General features: G+C 34.2%; 21 protein-coding genes. All 21 read left to right on the forward strand.

Going from position 1 to position 15,774, the window contains the following annotated elements; translation table 11 throughout:
* Window positions 1-79 precede the first annotated feature (79 nt).
* Window positions 80-274 carry a hypothetical protein gene (locus LQ682_RS13015; RefSeq protein ID WP_239724544.1) on the forward strand — a complete coding sequence of 65 codons (195 nt, stop codon included), beginning with the start codon at window positions 80-82 and terminating at the stop codon, window positions 272-274.
* A gap of 20 nt (window positions 275-294) precedes the next feature.
* Window positions 295-480: a hypothetical protein gene (locus LQ682_RS13020; protein WP_239724545.1), complete on the forward strand. Its 186-nt coding sequence runs from the start codon at window positions 295-297 to the stop codon at window positions 478-480.
* A 20-nt stretch (window positions 481-500) separates the two neighbouring features.
* Window positions 501-671 carry a hypothetical protein gene (locus LQ682_RS13025; protein WP_239724546.1) on the forward strand — a complete coding sequence of 57 codons (171 nt, stop codon included), beginning with the start codon at window positions 501-503 and terminating at the stop codon, window positions 669-671.
* A 275-nt stretch (window positions 672-946) separates the two neighbouring features.
* Window positions 947-1,153 carry a hypothetical protein gene (locus LQ682_RS13030; RefSeq protein ID WP_239724547.1) on the forward strand — a complete coding sequence of 69 codons (207 nt, stop codon included), beginning with the start codon at window positions 947-949 and terminating at the stop codon, window positions 1,151-1,153.
* Window positions 1,150-1,542 (forward strand): HNH endonuclease, encoded by a 393-nt coding sequence (locus LQ682_RS14260; RefSeq protein WP_239724548.1) that lies wholly within the window; start codon window positions 1,150-1,152, stop codon window positions 1,540-1,542. Before LQ682_RS13030 ends, LQ682_RS14260 begins: the two co-directional genes overlap by 4 nt.
* 250 nt (window positions 1,543-1,792) lie before the next feature.
* Window positions 1,793-2,248 carry a phage terminase small subunit P27 family gene (locus LQ682_RS13040; protein WP_239724549.1) on the forward strand — a complete coding sequence of 152 codons (456 nt, stop codon included), beginning with the start codon at window positions 1,793-1,795 and terminating at the stop codon, window positions 2,246-2,248.
* Entirely contained in the window at window positions 2,245-3,954 is a 1,710-nt protein-coding gene (locus LQ682_RS13045) for a terminase large subunit (RefSeq protein ID WP_239724550.1), read from the forward strand. The genes LQ682_RS13040 and LQ682_RS13045 overlap by 4 nt, the downstream gene beginning before the upstream one ends.
* Window positions 3,955-3,965: 11 nt before the next feature.
* Window positions 3,966-4,169: a hypothetical protein gene (locus tag LQ682_RS13050; RefSeq protein WP_239724551.1), complete on the forward strand. Its 204-nt coding sequence runs from the start codon at window positions 3,966-3,968 to the stop codon at window positions 4,167-4,169.
* A gap of 20 nt (window positions 4,170-4,189) precedes the next feature.
* Window positions 4,190-5,449: a phage portal protein gene (locus tag LQ682_RS13055; protein ID WP_239724552.1), complete on the forward strand. Its 1,260-nt coding sequence runs from the start codon at window positions 4,190-4,192 to the stop codon at window positions 5,447-5,449.
* On the forward strand, window positions 5,449-6,057 hold the full coding sequence (locus LQ682_RS13060) for an HK97 family phage prohead protease (RefSeq protein WP_239724553.1): 609 nt from the start codon (window positions 5,449-5,451) through the stop codon (window positions 6,055-6,057). The genes LQ682_RS13055 and LQ682_RS13060 overlap by 1 nt, the downstream gene beginning before the upstream one ends.
* A gap of 72 nt (window positions 6,058-6,129) precedes the next feature.
* Window positions 6,130-7,284 (forward strand): phage major capsid protein, encoded by a 1,155-nt coding sequence (locus tag LQ682_RS13065; protein ID WP_239724554.1) that lies wholly within the window; start codon window positions 6,130-6,132, stop codon window positions 7,282-7,284.
* Window positions 7,285-7,357: 73 nt separating this feature from the next.
* Window positions 7,358-7,648 carry a head-tail connector protein gene (locus tag LQ682_RS13070; protein WP_239724555.1) on the forward strand — a complete coding sequence of 97 codons (291 nt, stop codon included), beginning with the start codon at window positions 7,358-7,360 and terminating at the stop codon, window positions 7,646-7,648.
* Window positions 7,641-7,973 carry a hypothetical protein gene (locus tag LQ682_RS13075; protein WP_239724556.1) on the forward strand — a complete coding sequence of 111 codons (333 nt, stop codon included), beginning with the start codon at window positions 7,641-7,643 and terminating at the stop codon, window positions 7,971-7,973. The genes LQ682_RS13070 and LQ682_RS13075 overlap by 8 nt, the downstream gene beginning before the upstream one ends.
* Window positions 7,970-8,380: a hypothetical protein gene (locus LQ682_RS13080; RefSeq protein ID WP_239724557.1), complete on the forward strand. Its 411-nt coding sequence runs from the start codon at window positions 7,970-7,972 to the stop codon at window positions 8,378-8,380. Before LQ682_RS13075 ends, LQ682_RS13080 begins: the two co-directional genes overlap by 4 nt.
* The gene (locus LQ682_RS13085; RefSeq protein WP_239724558.1) at window positions 8,377-8,793 is read left to right on the forward strand and encodes a hypothetical protein; all 417 of its coding nucleotides are present in this window, start codon (window positions 8,377-8,379) and stop codon (window positions 8,791-8,793) included. Before LQ682_RS13080 ends, LQ682_RS13085 begins: the two co-directional genes overlap by 4 nt.
* Window positions 8,794-9,402, forward strand: a complete 609-nt coding sequence (locus tag LQ682_RS13090; RefSeq protein WP_239724559.1) for a major tail protein — start codon at window positions 8,794-8,796, stop codon at window positions 9,400-9,402.
* A 95-nt stretch (window positions 9,403-9,497) separates the two neighbouring features.
* Complete coding sequence (locus LQ682_RS13095) at window positions 9,498-9,992, forward strand: Ig-like domain-containing protein (protein ID WP_239724560.1); 495 nt, start codon at window positions 9,498-9,500, stop codon at window positions 9,990-9,992.
* A gap of 90 nt (window positions 9,993-10,082) precedes the next feature.
* Window positions 10,083-10,421: a phage tail assembly chaperone G gene (gene gpG, locus LQ682_RS13100; RefSeq protein WP_239724561.1), complete on the forward strand. Its 339-nt coding sequence runs from the start codon at window positions 10,083-10,085 to the stop codon at window positions 10,419-10,421.
* Between the two features lie 17 nt (window positions 10,422-10,438).
* Complete coding sequence (gene gpGT / locus LQ682_RS13105; RefSeq protein ID WP_239724562.1) at window positions 10,439-10,969, forward strand: phage tail assembly chaperone GT; 531 nt, start codon at window positions 10,439-10,441, stop codon at window positions 10,967-10,969.
* A 164-nt stretch (window positions 10,970-11,133) separates the two neighbouring features.
* Window positions 11,134-14,175 carry a phage tail protein gene (locus LQ682_RS13110; protein WP_239724563.1) on the forward strand — a complete coding sequence of 1,014 codons (3,042 nt, stop codon included), beginning with the start codon at window positions 11,134-11,136 and terminating at the stop codon, window positions 14,173-14,175.
* Window positions 14,176-14,435: 260 nt separating this feature from the next.
* Window positions 14,436-15,774 (forward strand): M23 family metallopeptidase (locus tag LQ682_RS13115; RefSeq protein ID WP_239724564.1); only part of this gene is annotated, 1,339 nt, incomplete at its 3' end.

Consider the following 15,774-nt stretch of genomic DNA (forward strand, 5'->3'; position numbering starts at 1 on the left):
TTTTAGGTATGATAGGTCTCATATACATTACATGCGTGAATATGGGCTATATATGGCTCATAGGAGGGACAGTAATATCATGAGTAATTTTGATGAAGATAACAGGAAATTTATACAACATAATGACTATAAGAATTACGAGACACATTACCAATGTGCAAGGTGTAAGAGTTTTGATGTAGAGAAACATATAGCGTTTAGTGATGATACACCTAAGACAACATTACTATCGTGTCAGGATTGCCACCAGACAGGTAAACCATATCAAGGATAGTAACTAGGAGGGATTAATAAATGAGTTTACAAAACTACACATATGAATGTATTAAAACAAACTTTCATTTTAAAGCTGGAGAGGTTGCTATCATTTATCCTACGTTTGTCCCATTTGAATTTACAGTTTATCAATGGGTTAGTAACAAAGGTGAGCTAATGGATACCGAATATTTAAACGAACACTATAAGAAGATAGAAGTATAGAACAATTAGGAGGGAACATAATGAAGTACTTACACTTATTTACAATGCTACTCATCACATTAAAGCTACTAGGATTTATTAGTATCTCATGGTGGATAGTATTTGCACCAAGTATTGTATGGGCAGTTATATTTATAGCAATGGTTATCCTTGTAATCAAGACGGGAGCATACAAGGAACACCTAGACTAATACACACAGGGTACATAACAATGTGCCTATACATAATACCTATGCCTTATTAATAGGTGGGCTTATACAGATAGGTCATAAGTAACACACCCTGTATAATGTCACGTGTTAATAACCACGGGTGTTATAACACAGGTATATCTATACCCTCCTAATATAGACATACAAAGAACCTCCTAGATACCTCAGTGACAGTAGTCATTGGGGTAATACATAAAGTAATACTTATATATAACATATACATAATACAATAGTATAAAGGAATGATAATACTAATGACACAAAGAGATTTAAGTTTAGTTGATAGTAAGTTAAGAGTAAGGATAATTCATTCTGTTAATGATATTGAATACGAAACAAACAAAGCTTTATATGAAATAGATTTAAATGATTGCATGATTGAAGAAGTAAGAGAAGAGAATGATAGAACAATAATTAAATATTATATTGATGATGAACTTTATCAATATGAAAGAATGTGATTTCAATTCCTAAAAAGAAATGTAATAAGAATAATTGTAATGAACTAATTGATTATAGAAATAAATATTGTGAGAAACATAAAGAATTAATTAATCAAAGTAATAAAGATTATGAAAGATATAGAAACGAAAGAGACAAAACATATATACAATTCTATCAAAGCAAACAATGGAAGAACACAAGAAAGTCAGTAATGCTTGAGTATGATTATCTATGTCAGGAATGTTTAAGACAAGGATACTATCAACAAGCTAATGTAGTAGACCATATCATAGAGTTAAAAGATGATTGGAGCAAACGATTAGATAAAGATAATCTAATTCCATTATGTCATTCATGTCACAACAAGAAGACGAAAGAGGAACAGAGAAGACGGGGCACAAGTTAACAAGGTACAACTTTTGGTTGACAGAAAAATTTTAGAGAAGAAAAAAATAAAAAATAATTTTAAAAAATGAAAAGGGGCTGAGCCTTAGAGCCCCAACGTTTTCGAGAACTCTATACAACGACCCCGAGTATTCCTCGTGTGAATGTTGATTTATAATTGGAAAATTGTGTTACTTTTAGTTAATACTTCGGTATTACTCTTACATAATAGTTAAGTATAATTAAATACAAGAAAGGGGTGAGCCCAACTAATGGCACGACCTAGGAAAACTTTAGACCAACAAAAGACAAGACGAACAAAAGAAGTACAAGAAGAACTTAAAGCAACTGAGGAGGCTCTTAAAGAGCTCACACCCTTACAGAAAACACCACCTAACTTCTTAGACAAAGTAGCTAAAGCAGAATATAAAAGAATATACCCATTACTAGAAGAGTTAGATATAGCAAGTTTAGATTTAGCCCTGATAGCTATGTACTGTCAGACTTATTCAAACTATATAGACGCTAGTAAACATTTAGTACGTGAGAAAGTAGTAGAAACAGAACGAGGCTCTAAATTATCACCATACTACACTATTCAAAGAGATAGTATTACAGCTATGAACCAAATAGCTCCTAAACTAGGCTTATCTTTAGATTCAAGAATGAAAATTGTAACACCTAAGAAAGAAGATAAAGAAAAGGATGTAATGAGTGATTTCTTATGATAAAACAAGTGGATAGAACAACAGATTACGCTAAAAAAGTAGTTAATGGTGAAATAGTAGCAAGTAAAAAGAATATACAATCAGCTGAGAGACATTTAAGAGATATGAATTTAAAAGTATTCAGTTATCACTTTGATGTTGAGAAAGCAGAAAAGGTACTTAACTTTATAGAGCTTTTACCCGTACCTAAGACAATGAGAGATATGGAACTTAAACAATTCCAATGTTTTATAATCGGTTCCTTGTTTGGTTGGGTAGATGATTTTGGAAATAGGAGATTTACAGAGGCATATATTAGTATGGCACGTAAGAATGGTAAGACACTTTTACTTGCAGGTATAGCTATGCATGATTTGTTACTAGGCACAGAGCCTAAGTATGAAAGAACTATAGCAATTGTATCTAATACTCAAAGACAAGCAACAAAGGCTTGGAATGATGCTCATATTCAATTGCAAGCTATGAGAAATAAATCAGAAAAAGTAAAAGAAATAACTAAGCTAACACCAAGTATACATGAGCTAATCAATACTAAAGACCGTTCAATCATAAAGGCATTTAGTCGAGAGGCTGATAACTTAGAGGGTGAACAGATTAGTACAGGCATTATAGACGAGGCTCATTTACTTAAAGATAACAAAGTATATGAAGGTATTAGACGTGGACAAACATTACTTAAGAATCCAAGTTTATATTTCATATCAACAGCTGGTACAAACTTGAATGTCCCATTCTTTGAAGAGTATCAATATATTACTAAGGTGCTTGACGGTGATTTAGTCAATGATAACTATTTCATTTTCTGTGCTGAACAAGATTCTGAAAGGGAAATGCATGAACCTGAGACATGGATTAAATCTAATCCTTTAATTGAAGATGAGGAACAAGGAGAAATCATGACAGCTAACTTAACTAAAGAAGTTAAGAAAGGTATAGACAAGAATGAATTAAACTCATTGTATGTTAAGTCATTTAATCTATGGAGACAGGCAAGTAAAGATACATTTATAGCGTTTAGTGATTGGGACGCTTGTAGAACAGATTCAGAGTTAGATATTAAAGGTCGAGAGGTTTATATCGGTGTCGATTTATCTAGAAGTGAAGACTTAACAGCATTATCCTTTATATATCCAACAGATAATAAAAAATACTTTGTTGATAGTCATGTATTCGTTGGTACAAAGAATGGATTAGAGAATAAGATACAACAAGATAAAATTGATTATCAAAAACTAGCTGATATGGGAATGGCAACTATTACAACAGCTGATAGTGGCATTATAGACCCCGAACAATTGTATTATTGGTTAGTTGATTATATAGAACAGAATAATTTAAATGTTAAGGCAATTTGTTATGACAGTTGGGAAAGTTCTTACTTTGTAACTAAGATGGAAAAAGAAACAGACTATCCATTAGTACAGGTTCCACAAGATTATAAGAACATGTCACCAGCACTTAAACAGTTCAAGTTGGACGTACTAGAGAAAAGGATACTACACCATGAAAACCCTAACTTAAACTTAGCAATCAACAACGCTATAACTAAGCCTGACAATAACAATAACATTATATTATCTAAACAGATAAACAGAAATAAGATTGATGCTCTAGTGGCATTAGTCACAGCATTTACACAAGCACGAAACCATGCATTTACTAGTGATATGCAAGATTATATTTTAAGTGATGATTTCGGATTCTAGGAGGTTAACAATTGAATTTATTAAAAGTATTAGGACAAGGGATAGTTACACACTTAGTAGCCATTCTTTTTTTAATGGGATTAACACTAATAAACGTAGCAAGTTATTTATACCTTGGCTTAGTCTTTGGCTTAGCTACTACAGGTGTGTCGTTTATTTTAGTTGCTCTCATTTATCAATTTGAACAAGCAAGTAACAACCAACCACCACAATAAAGGGAGGTGACAATTAAAACATGGGAATATTCTTTAAAGGGGAAACTAGAAATATTAATCCAGTAGAAACACAATCAACGGGTGATGTATTTTCAGCTTTCCCAACACATACTATTCCATTAACAGCTTTGAATTGGGACGAACACAAAGCTTTACGTAACTCAGATATATTTACAGCTATTACAACGATTGCAAAGGACATAGCTAAGCTAGATATAAGAGTAAAAGAGAATGGAATTTATAGAGACAAAGACAGAATTGAATACCTGCTCAATCAAGCACCCAATAAGTATTACAACGCTTATCAATTAAAAAATATCGTTATGATGAGTGCCTTGTTAACTGGTAAAGGATATATAAAGATTGAGCGTAACCCTAATAATCAAGTACAAGCTTTATATCATGTTAAGACAAGTCAAATAAAATTAAAAGATGATAAGAAAGGCTACTATTACGAAGTTACAAACAATGGAAAGACATTACGGGTTAAGTTTGAGGACGTAATTTGTATTATGCCATTTAGTACAGATGGGATTAATCCTATTACAGCTTTGAGTGCTTTACATGATGATATGAACACACAGAAATTTAGTAAGAAGTTCTTTTCTAATTTCTTTGCTAATGGTAGTCAAGCTGGCTCAGTTTTAAAAATGCGTGATGGTAAATTATCACCTGAGGCTAGGAAAAAAATTAAAGATGAGTGGCAACAAGCTAACAGTGGAGAAGACCAAGCAGGTAAAGTATTAGTCTTAGATGAGACTATGGATTTTCAACAACTAGAGATTAATACAGACATTCTAAACGTGATTAATAACAACACAGCAAGCACTAAAGCTATAGCTAAGGCATTCGGTTTACCGTTAGCTAAACTAGGCTTAAATGACCCTAACGTAAGTTTACAGAGTTCATTAGATGATTACTTATTAAATACATTAGGTTCATATATGAAAGTAATTACAGCAGAATTAAACTTTAAACTTGTGAATGCTAAAGACCAGTACAATAAAGAGTTTGTATTCGATACTCAGATATACAGAACAGTTAATTGGAAGGAACATGTTGAACTTATTAATACTCAACTAGATAAAGGTGGAATCACACTAGATGAGTACCGTAAGCAACTAGGTTATGAACCAATACCTGACGGACTAGGAGCTAATCACAGGGTAGACCTTAACCATATTAACTTAAATGTGGCTGATGATTACCAATTAAGAAAAACAAGTGTAAATAATCAAGCACCACAAGTTAATAATTCGGAAGGTGGTGAAAATTACTAATGAGCAATAGAGAAATTAGAGCTATGGAAACTATTAAAGCAACAGATGATGAAAAGATGATAGTTGAAGGTTACGCACTCAGATTCAATACACTATCTAATGATTTGGGTGGCTTTGTTGAAGAAATTTCACCCGAGGCTTTAAAGGAGGCTGACCTTTCAGATGTACGCTGTTTAATAGACCATGACAGCTCAAAAGTCTTAGGACGTACAACGTCAGAAACATTAGAGCTTAAAGTTGATGATGAAGGATTATACTTTAGGACACAATTACCTGATACAACATACGCTAAAGACTTATATGAGAATATTAGACTAGGTAACATTAACCAATGTTCATTTGGTTTCATTCTTGATGAAAATGGAGACGAGTTTGAAAAAAGAGAAGATGGATTATTTAAACGAACGCTAAGAAAAATTAAATCATTGTTTGATGTAAGTGTAGTTACTTATCCAGCTTACAATGACACACAAGTGGCTCCAGCATTAAGAAGTATTGAACAAATTAAAGAACAAGAACTAGCTGACATTAAAGCTAAGCAACAAGAAGAAGTTAGAAAACAAAATGAGTTATTAAGAATGCAATTGGATTTACTTAAATTAAAGTAAGTCTATTTTTTATGACTTAAATAAAGGTAATACTCAAATATGAGTATTTATTAATACGGAGGTATTTACTTAATGGAAGATATCAAAGAATTACGTTCACTAAGAGCTGAGCAAGTTGAAGTAGCTGAAAAGGCAATCGAAGATGAGAAACCCGAAGAGGCTAAAGATGCTATGGCTCAAATCAAAGAGCTAGACGCTCGTATAGAAAAAGTAGAGCAAGACGTTAAGAAACTTAAAGACGAAGAGAACGAAAACGAAGACGAAGATAAAGACAAAACTAACGAAGAGCCTAAAGCTCAAGGACAAGGAGAACAAAGAAATATGACTAATGAATTTAAACCATCAGTAACGGAAGAGCAAGGAAACAAAGAAGTACGTTCATTTATGGAATATATCAAATCAAAAGGTGCTGTACGTGACGGAGTTAAATTGGTTGATGCTGAACCAGTTATTCCTAAGGATATCTCTACACAACCAGTAGAATTACCTGAAACAGTAACAGATTTAAAAGACTTTACAAACGTAGTACAAGTTAAATCAGGTTCAGGTTCTTATCCTGTATTAGAATCAGCTACGGAAGTTATGCACTCAGTTGCTGAATTAGAGCAAAACCCTGAATTAGCTAAACCTAAATTCAAAAAGGTTGCTTATGAAGTAGAAACTTACCGTGGTAGCGTAGCTGTTTCAGAAGAATCACTACAAGATTCAGACGCAGACTTAGGAAAAATCATTGCAGACAATAACGCTAGAATTGGTTTAAACACAACTAATAAAGCAATTGCTGACGTAATGAAAACTTTCCCAGCTAAAGAAGTAGATGGAACAGATGGAATTAAAACAATCTTAAACGTAGATTTAGACCCAGCTTACAATGTAACTATTGTAGCGTCTCAAACATTCTTTAACGTATTAGATACTCTTAAAGATAAGAATGGTCAATATATCTTACAAGCTGATATTACTAGCCCATCAGGTAAATCTATCTCAGGTCGTCCTGTACGTGTAATTGCAGACAACTTACTAGGTGCTAAAGGTGAGGCTAAAGCTTTCATTGGAGATATTTCTCATGCTATCTTATTTGCTGATAGAGCACAAGCGTCAGTACGCTGGATTAATAACGATATCTACGGTCAATTACTAGGAATTGCACAACGCTTTGATGTTGTTAAGGCTGTAGAAGAGGCAGGCTATTTTGTATCTTACAAAGCAGAAACTGATACACCCTAAGTCACCCCAAAATGTCGAGGTAGCTGCTAACAGTAAATCTGCAACTATCTCTGCTGAATAGGGGTGTTGGTAGATGGAATTAGAAACTCTTAAACTACACTTAAGAATTACCCATTCTGGAGAAGATGAATTATTAAAAGAGTACAAGAGTTGGGCTGAGGACGATATAAAGGATTCAGTCTCAACTTCACCTACTCGAAATGATGAGTTTTTTGAGAATAATAGTCACTATAAAAAAGCTGTAGCAATGCTTACAGCCTTTTATTTTGAAAATAGATTAGCTTACTCAGATGTAGCACAGGTATCAATGCCTGATAGTGTACTGAGTGCTATTCAAAAAATGAGAGGTGCATATCATGAGTAGATTGAAGAATCTTAAAAACTATGTAACCTTTTATGAACTCTCTAATGATAGCCCTGAGGCTGGTTGGGAAGAGGAAACAGAAGTATTTCAATCCTTTTGTGAAATATATGAACCGTCAGCAAAGGACGTACAACTAGGAAACTTAGAAACAAGTAAAACAAACACAACCTTAATCATACGTAACCCAATGCCTGATTATATCCCGAAAGTAAGCCATACGTTTACTATCAATTCGGGACTATATACAGGTATTTCTTTTAATATCAAAAACATTGCCCCTGATAAAGAACCCAACTATTTAAAGTTAGTTGGTGAGGCTCAATGAAGGTAAATGTAAAAGGTATCAAAGAGATTGAGCAATATTTAGATAAGAAGTTCAGTAAAAAGCAGATGCAACGTATTACAGATGCAAGCTTAATAGTAGCTGGTAATAAAGTAGTTGAATTGCTTAAGAAAAGAATGTCTGTATTTGAAGATACGGGAGCAACAGTTCGAGATATTACATTATCCGAACCTAAGAATATTAATGGAACAAGAACAGTACAAATACATTGGGATATGGGCTCTAAAGCTAAACGTTACTACATTGTAAGTTTAAATGAATTTGGTCACTATGACCGTGGTGGTAATTGGGTGAACCCTAGAGGTAAAGGTGTTATTGAATCAGCTTTAAAAACTGGTAGAGAAGTATATTTCAAAGAAGTCAAAAAACAATTGGAGCGTGCTCTATGAGAGACGTAACAATGGATATATACAACGCTCTATTAGCTGATACTGAGATTATGAAACACGTGGATAAGAAAGATATTAAGTTTCAAGATTATCCTAATGCTCAATCAATAGAAACTACAGCTATTGTTATTGACCCTTTAATTTCACCTAACCCTAGTGATTATGCAGATAACGAAAACCTAACGTATGAGTATTTGTATCAGATTGATGTGTTTGTAAAACAGAATAAAGGTGTTAGTGGTCGTTTACTTTGTGAACGACTTATTTTGCGTGTCCAAAAAGTTTTAAGAAGTAATGGGCTCCTAGATACAGGTACAGGGGTCAGACCCGATTGGGACAAAGATTTTAAATTACACCGACAGACCAAGAGGTTTGAAGGAAAAATATACAAAGAAGAAATGGAGCAATTATAAATGGCTAAAAATTATAGAGCATTTACAGGTTTAACAGGCTTTGACTATAAAGTAGAAGGCTCAGAAGTATCTAAGGTTGAAGAGATTGATGGACTACAGGAAATTTCTGTATCTAAAGAGCAATCAATTGAAAAAGCTTATGGTAGTAACAAAGTAATGGAAATGGCAGTAACTAACGGTACAGTAGAATTAGAATCAACGTTCCACAAATTACCATTAGAAGATAGAACAGCATTATTTGGCTTAACTAAATCTGACAATGGTGTAATTGGTGTAGGTAACGATACACCTCCATATGTAGCAGTAATGTTTGCTAAGACTATGGAAGACGGTTCTACTGAATATGTTGGATTACCTAAAGGTATCTTTACATTTCCTGAGTTCTCTGGAAACACTAAAGAGGATAGTGTTGAGTTCTCACAAGATAGTTCAACTGGTGAGTTCATGCAAGCTAAGGTTGAAGGCTTTGAAAAAGAGCAAACAATGTTATTAGGACATGACGAGCCTGGTTCTACTAAGATGCGTGACGCTATCTACAAGGCTGTATTCGGTGAACCACACCCTGAGGCTGGTTCAGGTGAAGAAGAGCCTGAGGAAGAAACTCCCTAAGACCCCCAATAATTTAGTGGTAGATGTTGATACTAATTCAGCATCTATTACTGCTGAATAGGGGAAAACAAAATAATCATTAAGGAGAATATTGAATGTCAGACACATTAAAAGTATATAAAGGTAATGATGTGGTAGGCACAGCTGAACGTGGAGAAGATGGTAAAGCTAAAGTCACAATTGATAGCTTAAATGCTAATACTGATTATCCTAAAGGTACTTATCAAGTATCATTTGAAAATGAAAATGGTGAGTCAGAAAAAGTAGACGTACCAGCGTTCAAAACTAAGCCTGTCTCAGTTACAGGTGTGACCATTTCACCTAAAACTGCAAGTGTTGATGTAGACGCAACAACTAAATTAAATAGTTCGGTTGCACCATCAACAGCTACAAATAAATCAGTATCTTACAAGAGTTCTGATGATGCAATCGCTACAGTATCAAGTAATGGTACAGTAACAGGCGTTGCAGAAGGTGAAACAAGTATCACAGTAACAACACAAGATGGTAATAAGGTAGATACTGCAACAATAACAGTTAATGCAGTTGAAGAGCCTGAACCAGAAGTACCGGAAGAACCAGAAGAGTAACACAATTGAGGGGCTAATTTTAGCCTCTCTTTTTTGATAATTAAAAACCAATAAACCAATAAAACATACAAAGAAATGGAGCAATAAATAATGAAAAAGAACTATATAGAATTAATTACAGAAGTAGACAAAAACGGTGAAGTTAAAGATAAAAAGGTATACGTAACACCTGGATTTATTCCATTCTCAAAATTAATTGAGGCATCTACAGTATTAGAATCAGTTGAGGAAAAATCTGAAATGGAAGGCTTACAAGAAATGTTGAAAGTAGTGTGTGATTTATACAATAACCAATTCACACCTGAGGAATTAAAGAATGGATTACATGCACCTGATGCTATTGAGACTTTACAAGCACAAATTGAATTTATCTCAACAGGTAAAGTATCAGAGGAAAACCAAGCTAAGCTAAAAGAAATTTTAAAATAATCTGAGGTGAATAAGGAATGAAAAACAGTTCAATAGAGCTAGTAGTTGAGTTTAGTGATACAGGTGAACCATTAAGAAAAGAGACATTTGTTACTCGACCAATGATTAAACTCTCTCTAGTTTATGAGTGTGTTTCATTTCTTTCTATTCTTGAAGATAACCCTAATACAAATGATATTCAACTTATGTTAGACCTAGTTGTAAGAATTTATGATGAACAGTTTAGTAAAAACCAACTCATAGATGGATTACCAAGTCATAAAGCTGTACCCGAACTATACAAACAAATTCTATTTGTTGCTAGTGGTAATCAAGTATCTGATGAAATAGAGGACACAGTTAAAAGTAATCCTAAGATTAAATCACAAGAAATTAAGACTTGGAAAGAGTACAAGGGTCAATTGAATGAATTAATAAAAGACATGACAAAGGAAGGTAAGGACATGAATGAAGTTCTTAACCTTCCTTATGCTTTTATGGTTACTGACTTATCAGAAGAAGTTAAGAAAGTAGAACACAAAGAGTCAATGTTAGATGCGTTTATGTAAGCCTACCTAAAATCTTAATTCTTATATAGGGGGTGAAAAATAATGGTAGAAAAATCAATGATAAAAGCTTTTTTATTTGCCCCTGTACATTACAAATGTGAATCAATGATTGATTGTTTTTTAGATTAAGATTTATAAATTTTAAAGGTAGGTGGAACAAATAAATGGCTGAAACAATAAAAGGTCTAAGAATAGATTTATCCCTTAAAGATATGGGTGTAGGTAGAACAATTACGGAACTTAAGCGTAGTTTTAGAACACTCAATTCAGACCTTAAATTAAGTAGTAAAAACTTTGAGTATACAGAAAAATCTACACAGAGTTATAAGAGAAGATTAGAAGAATTAGATAGTGCTATTCAAGTAGCAACTAAGAACGTTGAGGACTTAGAAAACGAGTACCATACAGTAGCAGAGGCACAAGGACATAATAGTAAACAAGCTCAAGCACTAAGAGCTGAATATAATAGACAAGCTACAGAATTAAAGTTCTTAAAAGATGATTTGAATAATACATCAGACGCATTTAAAGAATTTACCAAACAACAAGAGATAGCTAACTCTAAATGGACTAAAGCTAGTGATGGTTTTGGAAAAATAAGCAGTGGCTTAGATACAGTATCAGGTAAATTAACTTCTACAGGAAAAACATTAACAAATGGTATCACTAAGCCTGCAATGGTAGCTGGTGGTGCTCTAGCAGGTATGACAGCTAAATTAGGCTTTGATAGATTAGTAGGATTAGATAGTGCAAAGGCTAAATTAGAAGGTCTAGGCTATTCAACTAAAGAAGTAGGTAAGATATCAGACCAAGTAGCTAATGGTATCAAGGGTGGTATGACTACAATGGCTGAGGGTACTGATGTAGCTGCTGGAGCCTTGGCATCAGGAGTAAAAGAAGGTAAAGAACTAGAAAAGTATATTAAACTTGTTGGTGATGCTAGTGTAGGGGCAAATAGACCTGTCTCAGAAATGGCAATGATATTTAACCGTGTACAAGGTCAAGGTAAACTTATGACTGAGGAATTAAATTCCGTAGAACAAGGAATGCCTGGATTTACTAAAGCTATGGCTAAGCATTTAAAAGTACCACAAGAAGAATTTAGAAAGATGGTTACAGATGGTGAAGTAAGTTCTAAAGATTTCTTAACTGTCATGGAAGATTTTGCTGGTGGAATGAGTAGTGCATATTCTAAGTCATTCAAAGGTATGTGGCAAAACTCTAAAGCTTATATTGGTATGATAGGTGAAAGTTTATTAAGTGGTGTCTTTGAGAAATCTAAAGGCTCATTAAGAGAGTTTGAAAAATTACTACAATCACCAGGAGCTCAACAATGGGCTAAAGAAACAGGTGAAAAACTAGCAACAGGTATAGGTAAAATGTCAGATGCTATCAGTGGTATTGTGAATTGGTTTAATAGCTTAGATAAAGGTACACAGAAATCAATTGCAAGTATCATGAAATGGAGCACCTTAATACTTATAGGTCTTGGACCCGTACTAACAATATTCGGTAAATTTGCTGGTGTGCTTGCTGGTACATTCGGTGGATTGAGAACCTTTACAGGTTTCATGGGCAAATTATCTGTAGAATCTAAAAATGCTGGTTCAGTATTAAAAGGATTCACAGCATTAATGCCTAAAACGGGTGCTGTAATTGGAGCTGTAGCTAACCCTATAGGTTTAACAGTTCTAGCTATAGGTGCACTTGTTGCTGGTTTAGTTATTGCTTATAAGAAATCAGAAACATTTAGAAATATCGTTAATGGTGCTTTTAGTGCTATAGTCACTGGATTGTCAGCATTGTGGGAAGGTATTAAAACATTCTTACAACCTGTGATAGATGCTATCGTAAAATTCGGTGGTGAACTTAAGAAAACAATAGGTGATTTTTGGGCTGAAAATGGAGCTCAATTCATGGAGGCACTTGGCAATATCAAAGCTGGATTTGTAGCTTTATGGGAGGCTTGTAAACCTGCTATAGATGGCATAGGTACAGGATTTGCCTCAGCATTCGGTGTCATTAAGAATATCGTAGTAGCTGTGATGCCTGTTATCACTGGAATAATGAAAGTTGGTTGGTTATTAATTCAATCTCTTATCGTTTCAGTGTGGAACAATATTAAGGGCATAATTACAGGTGCTCTAGATGTTATCATGGGCGTTATCAAGGTATTCACTGGTATTTTTACTGCCGATTTTAGTTTAATGTGGGAAGGCGTAAAACAAATATTTAAGGGTGCTTTCACATTCTTATGGAACCTAGTTCAACTATGGTTTGTAGGGAAAATATTTGGCATATTCAAGCTAGGCTTTGGATTAATAAAAGGAATTGTTACACGTTCACTAGGTGGCGTTAGAGGAACATTCTCAAGCGTCTTAACAGGTATATGGGGTATCGTTAAAAAGATATTCACAGGTATATGGACGTTCATTAAATTTATATTTGGTAATATTCTCAAATTTACTAAAGTTATATGGACTATGGTTAAACTAGCTGTAACTAATCCAGTTAAATTAATTCTAATATTAGTCCGTGCAACATTCACAACTCTTTCTAAAGTTGTCCGTGTAATCTTTACAGGACTTTCTAAAGTAGTAAAAGCAATATGGACTGGTTTGAAAAATGCTGTAGTTAAAACAGTTAAGTTATTATATACGTTAGTAAGAAATAACTTCCAACTATTAAGAAAAGTAGTAAGCACTATTGTAAGTGCTCTATCTAAAGCTGTAAGAGCTACATTCACATTCTTAAAGAACGCTGTAGTTAAAACAGTTCAATTACTATTTAAGGTAGTAAGAGCAATATTTACTACAATGTCTAAAGTATTGAGAGCTATAGCTAGTGGATTATCTAAAGCAGTTAGAGCTACATTCACATTCTTAAAGAACGCTGTAGTTAAGACAATCAAACTATTATACACAACTTTAAGAGCTATATTTACTACTTTAAGAAAAATAGTAACAGGAATAGTTAATGGACTTAAGAACGCTGTAACAGGAAACTTTAAAGCATTAAAAGACAATGCTATAAACTTAATTACTAAGACTAAAGACGGTATTGTTAACGGGTTTAAAGGAATGTTCAATGCTGGTAAATCATGGATTGGAAAACTTAAGGACTTTATTGGTGACTCAGTTTCAGGCTTTAAGAAGGTAGCAAGTAAAGTTGGTAAAGGCGTAGCTAATGGAGCTATCTCGGGTTAAATTGTAGCCCCTTTAAGTAGAAATACTTAAAGAAAATCTCTCTAATTCGGTGGAACTCTTAACAAGTGATGTTGAAGACAATACCGAGCTAAGACCTATTATATAGGTAAAGTGTAACGACTAGTCATAATGACGTACACTCAAGTGAGTGGAAATGGGAGACACCTTCAATATTAAGGTGAAGATATAGTCTGAGCTATATAGAAATATATAGAAGGTTAGGATTAACGAACCTAATCGTAACACAACTGTTAAACGCTATGATAGATGGTATCAACACACTTTCAGATAAGATTATGAATAAAAAGTTAATCAAGAAGAAAATACCTAAACTATCAACTGGTACAGCTATGAGCCCACAAGTTAAAACTGATAGTAATGGATTCCTTAAACGTGGAACTAAAGCAATTGTTAATGACAAGGGACTAGGTAACGCTAGTGGTGCTAATGGACATAGAGAACTTATCTATCGTAAAGGTGGAAAAGTTGAAAAGCCAATAGGACGTAATAAGCAAGTTAGATTGAGACGTGGTGACGCTGTTTACAACGGTGCACAAACTAAATCATTACTACCTCACTTATCTACAGGTACTTTAAATAAAGATATGCTTAAGAAAGCAAGAAAACATAAAAAGCATGATGAGGTACATGGTGACGTTGCTGAGCAAAAAGGTGGTGGAGGAAATCCACTAACTGCAATTTCTGACGGAGCTAAAGGTGCTTGGAACTGGACAGAAAAACAAGCTAAGAAAGCTAAAGATGCCTTTGGTAAAGCAATCGGTGATGTTTGGGACTATGCAAAAGACCCTATGAAGTTAATAAACAAGATGCTAAAACATTTCGGTGTTAACTTTGATGATATCGGTGGTGCTATGGGTGGCACAATAGATTGGGCTTACAAAGGATTAAAGAAAGGTATGAAAGACCTTCTTACAGGTTGGTTTGATGATAGTGGTGGAGATGGAGATAGTAGTTATATAGACCTCTCTAAAGGTATTAACTTCCCATTCAGTCCTAACGGTAAAGCTCCTGGTTATCCATTCGATAGCCCTCACTACGGTATAGACTTGAACTATGTTTATGACAAATTGTATTCAGTCTTTTCTGGTAAGGCAACAGCTAGAACAGGCTGGAACGGTGGGTTTGGAAACATGGTTGATATCGTAAGTGGTGCTACTAAAGTTATTTATGGTCACATGAGTAAACATGCTTTTAAAGGTAGTAAGAACGTTAAACCTGGTGATTATCTAGGTGTATCAGGTAACACAGGTCGTTCATCAGGACCTCACTTACACTTTGAGGTACAAAAGAATGGTGTACCTATAAACCCATTAGACTGGCTCAAGAAGAATAATGGAAAAAGTGGAGGAAGTAAATCAGCTAGTAAGTGGAAACCCGAAGTAATCAAAGCACTTAAGATGAACGGACTTCCAACATCAGCTAAGTATGTAAATGCTTGGATTAAACAGATTGATACAGAGTCTAGTGGTAATGCTAACGCTGTAGGTGGTACAGACGGCTACAATGAAGGTAGAGCAACAGGACTAGTACAAGTTAAACCACCAACATTCCACTCTAACAAGTTTAAAGGTCATGGCA

This window comes from Mammaliicoccus sp. A-M4 (assembly GCF_022386955.1).
GTDB classification, from domain to species: domain Bacteria; phylum Bacillota; class Bacilli; order Staphylococcales; family Staphylococcaceae; genus Mammaliicoccus; species Mammaliicoccus lentus.

Excerpts from the sequence above, each read along its gene's own strand:
- LQ682_RS13065 (WP_239724554.1), top strand. The coding sequence starts at position 6,130 with ATGGAAGATATCAAAGAATTACGTTCACTAAGAGCTGAGCAAGTTGAA.
- gpGT (WP_239724562.1), top strand. The coding sequence starts at position 10,439 with ATGAAAAACAGTTCAATAGAGCTAGTAGTTGAGTTTAGTGATACAGGT.
- LQ682_RS13095 (WP_239724560.1), top strand. The coding sequence starts at position 9,498 with ATGTCAGACACATTAAAAGTATATAAAGGTAATGATGTGGTAGGCACA.
- LQ682_RS13055 (WP_239724552.1), top strand. The coding sequence starts at position 4,190 with ATGGGAATATTCTTTAAAGGGGAAACTAGAAATATTAATCCAGTAGAA.
- LQ682_RS13030 (WP_239724547.1), top strand. The coding sequence starts at position 947 with ATGACACAAAGAGATTTAAGTTTAGTTGATAGTAAGTTAAGAGTAAGG.
- LQ682_RS13085 (WP_239724558.1), top strand. The coding sequence starts at position 8,377 with ATGAGAGACGTAACAATGGATATATACAACGCTCTATTAGCTGATACT.
- LQ682_RS13020 (WP_239724545.1), top strand. The coding sequence starts at position 295 with ATGAGTTTACAAAACTACACATATGAATGTATTAAAACAAACTTTCAT.
- gpG (WP_239724561.1), top strand. The coding sequence starts at position 10,083 with ATGAAAAAGAACTATATAGAATTAATTACAGAAGTAGACAAAAACGGT.
- LQ682_RS13070 (WP_239724555.1), top strand. The coding sequence starts at position 7,358 with ATGGAATTAGAAACTCTTAAACTACACTTAAGAATTACCCATTCTGGA.
- LQ682_RS13045 (WP_239724550.1), top strand. The coding sequence starts at position 2,245 with ATGATAAAACAAGTGGATAGAACAACAGATTACGCTAAAAAAGTAGTT.
- LQ682_RS13060 (WP_239724553.1), top strand. The coding sequence starts at position 5,449 with ATGAGCAATAGAGAAATTAGAGCTATGGAAACTATTAAAGCAACAGAT.
- LQ682_RS13080 (WP_239724557.1), top strand. The coding sequence starts at position 7,970 with ATGAAGGTAAATGTAAAAGGTATCAAAGAGATTGAGCAATATTTAGAT.
- LQ682_RS13110 (WP_239724563.1), top strand. The coding sequence starts at position 11,134 with ATGGCTGAAACAATAAAAGGTCTAAGAATAGATTTATCCCTTAAAGAT.
- LQ682_RS13075 (WP_239724556.1), top strand. The coding sequence starts at position 7,641 with ATGAGTAGATTGAAGAATCTTAAAAACTATGTAACCTTTTATGAACTC.
- LQ682_RS13015 (WP_239724544.1), top strand. The coding sequence starts at position 80 with ATGAGTAATTTTGATGAAGATAACAGGAAATTTATACAACATAATGAC.
- LQ682_RS13025 (WP_239724546.1), top strand. The coding sequence starts at position 501 with ATGAAGTACTTACACTTATTTACAATGCTACTCATCACATTAAAGCTA.
- LQ682_RS13040 (WP_239724549.1), top strand. The coding sequence starts at position 1,793 with ATGGCACGACCTAGGAAAACTTTAGACCAACAAAAGACAAGACGAACA.
- LQ682_RS13090 (WP_239724559.1), top strand. The coding sequence starts at position 8,794 with ATGGCTAAAAATTATAGAGCATTTACAGGTTTAACAGGCTTTGACTAT.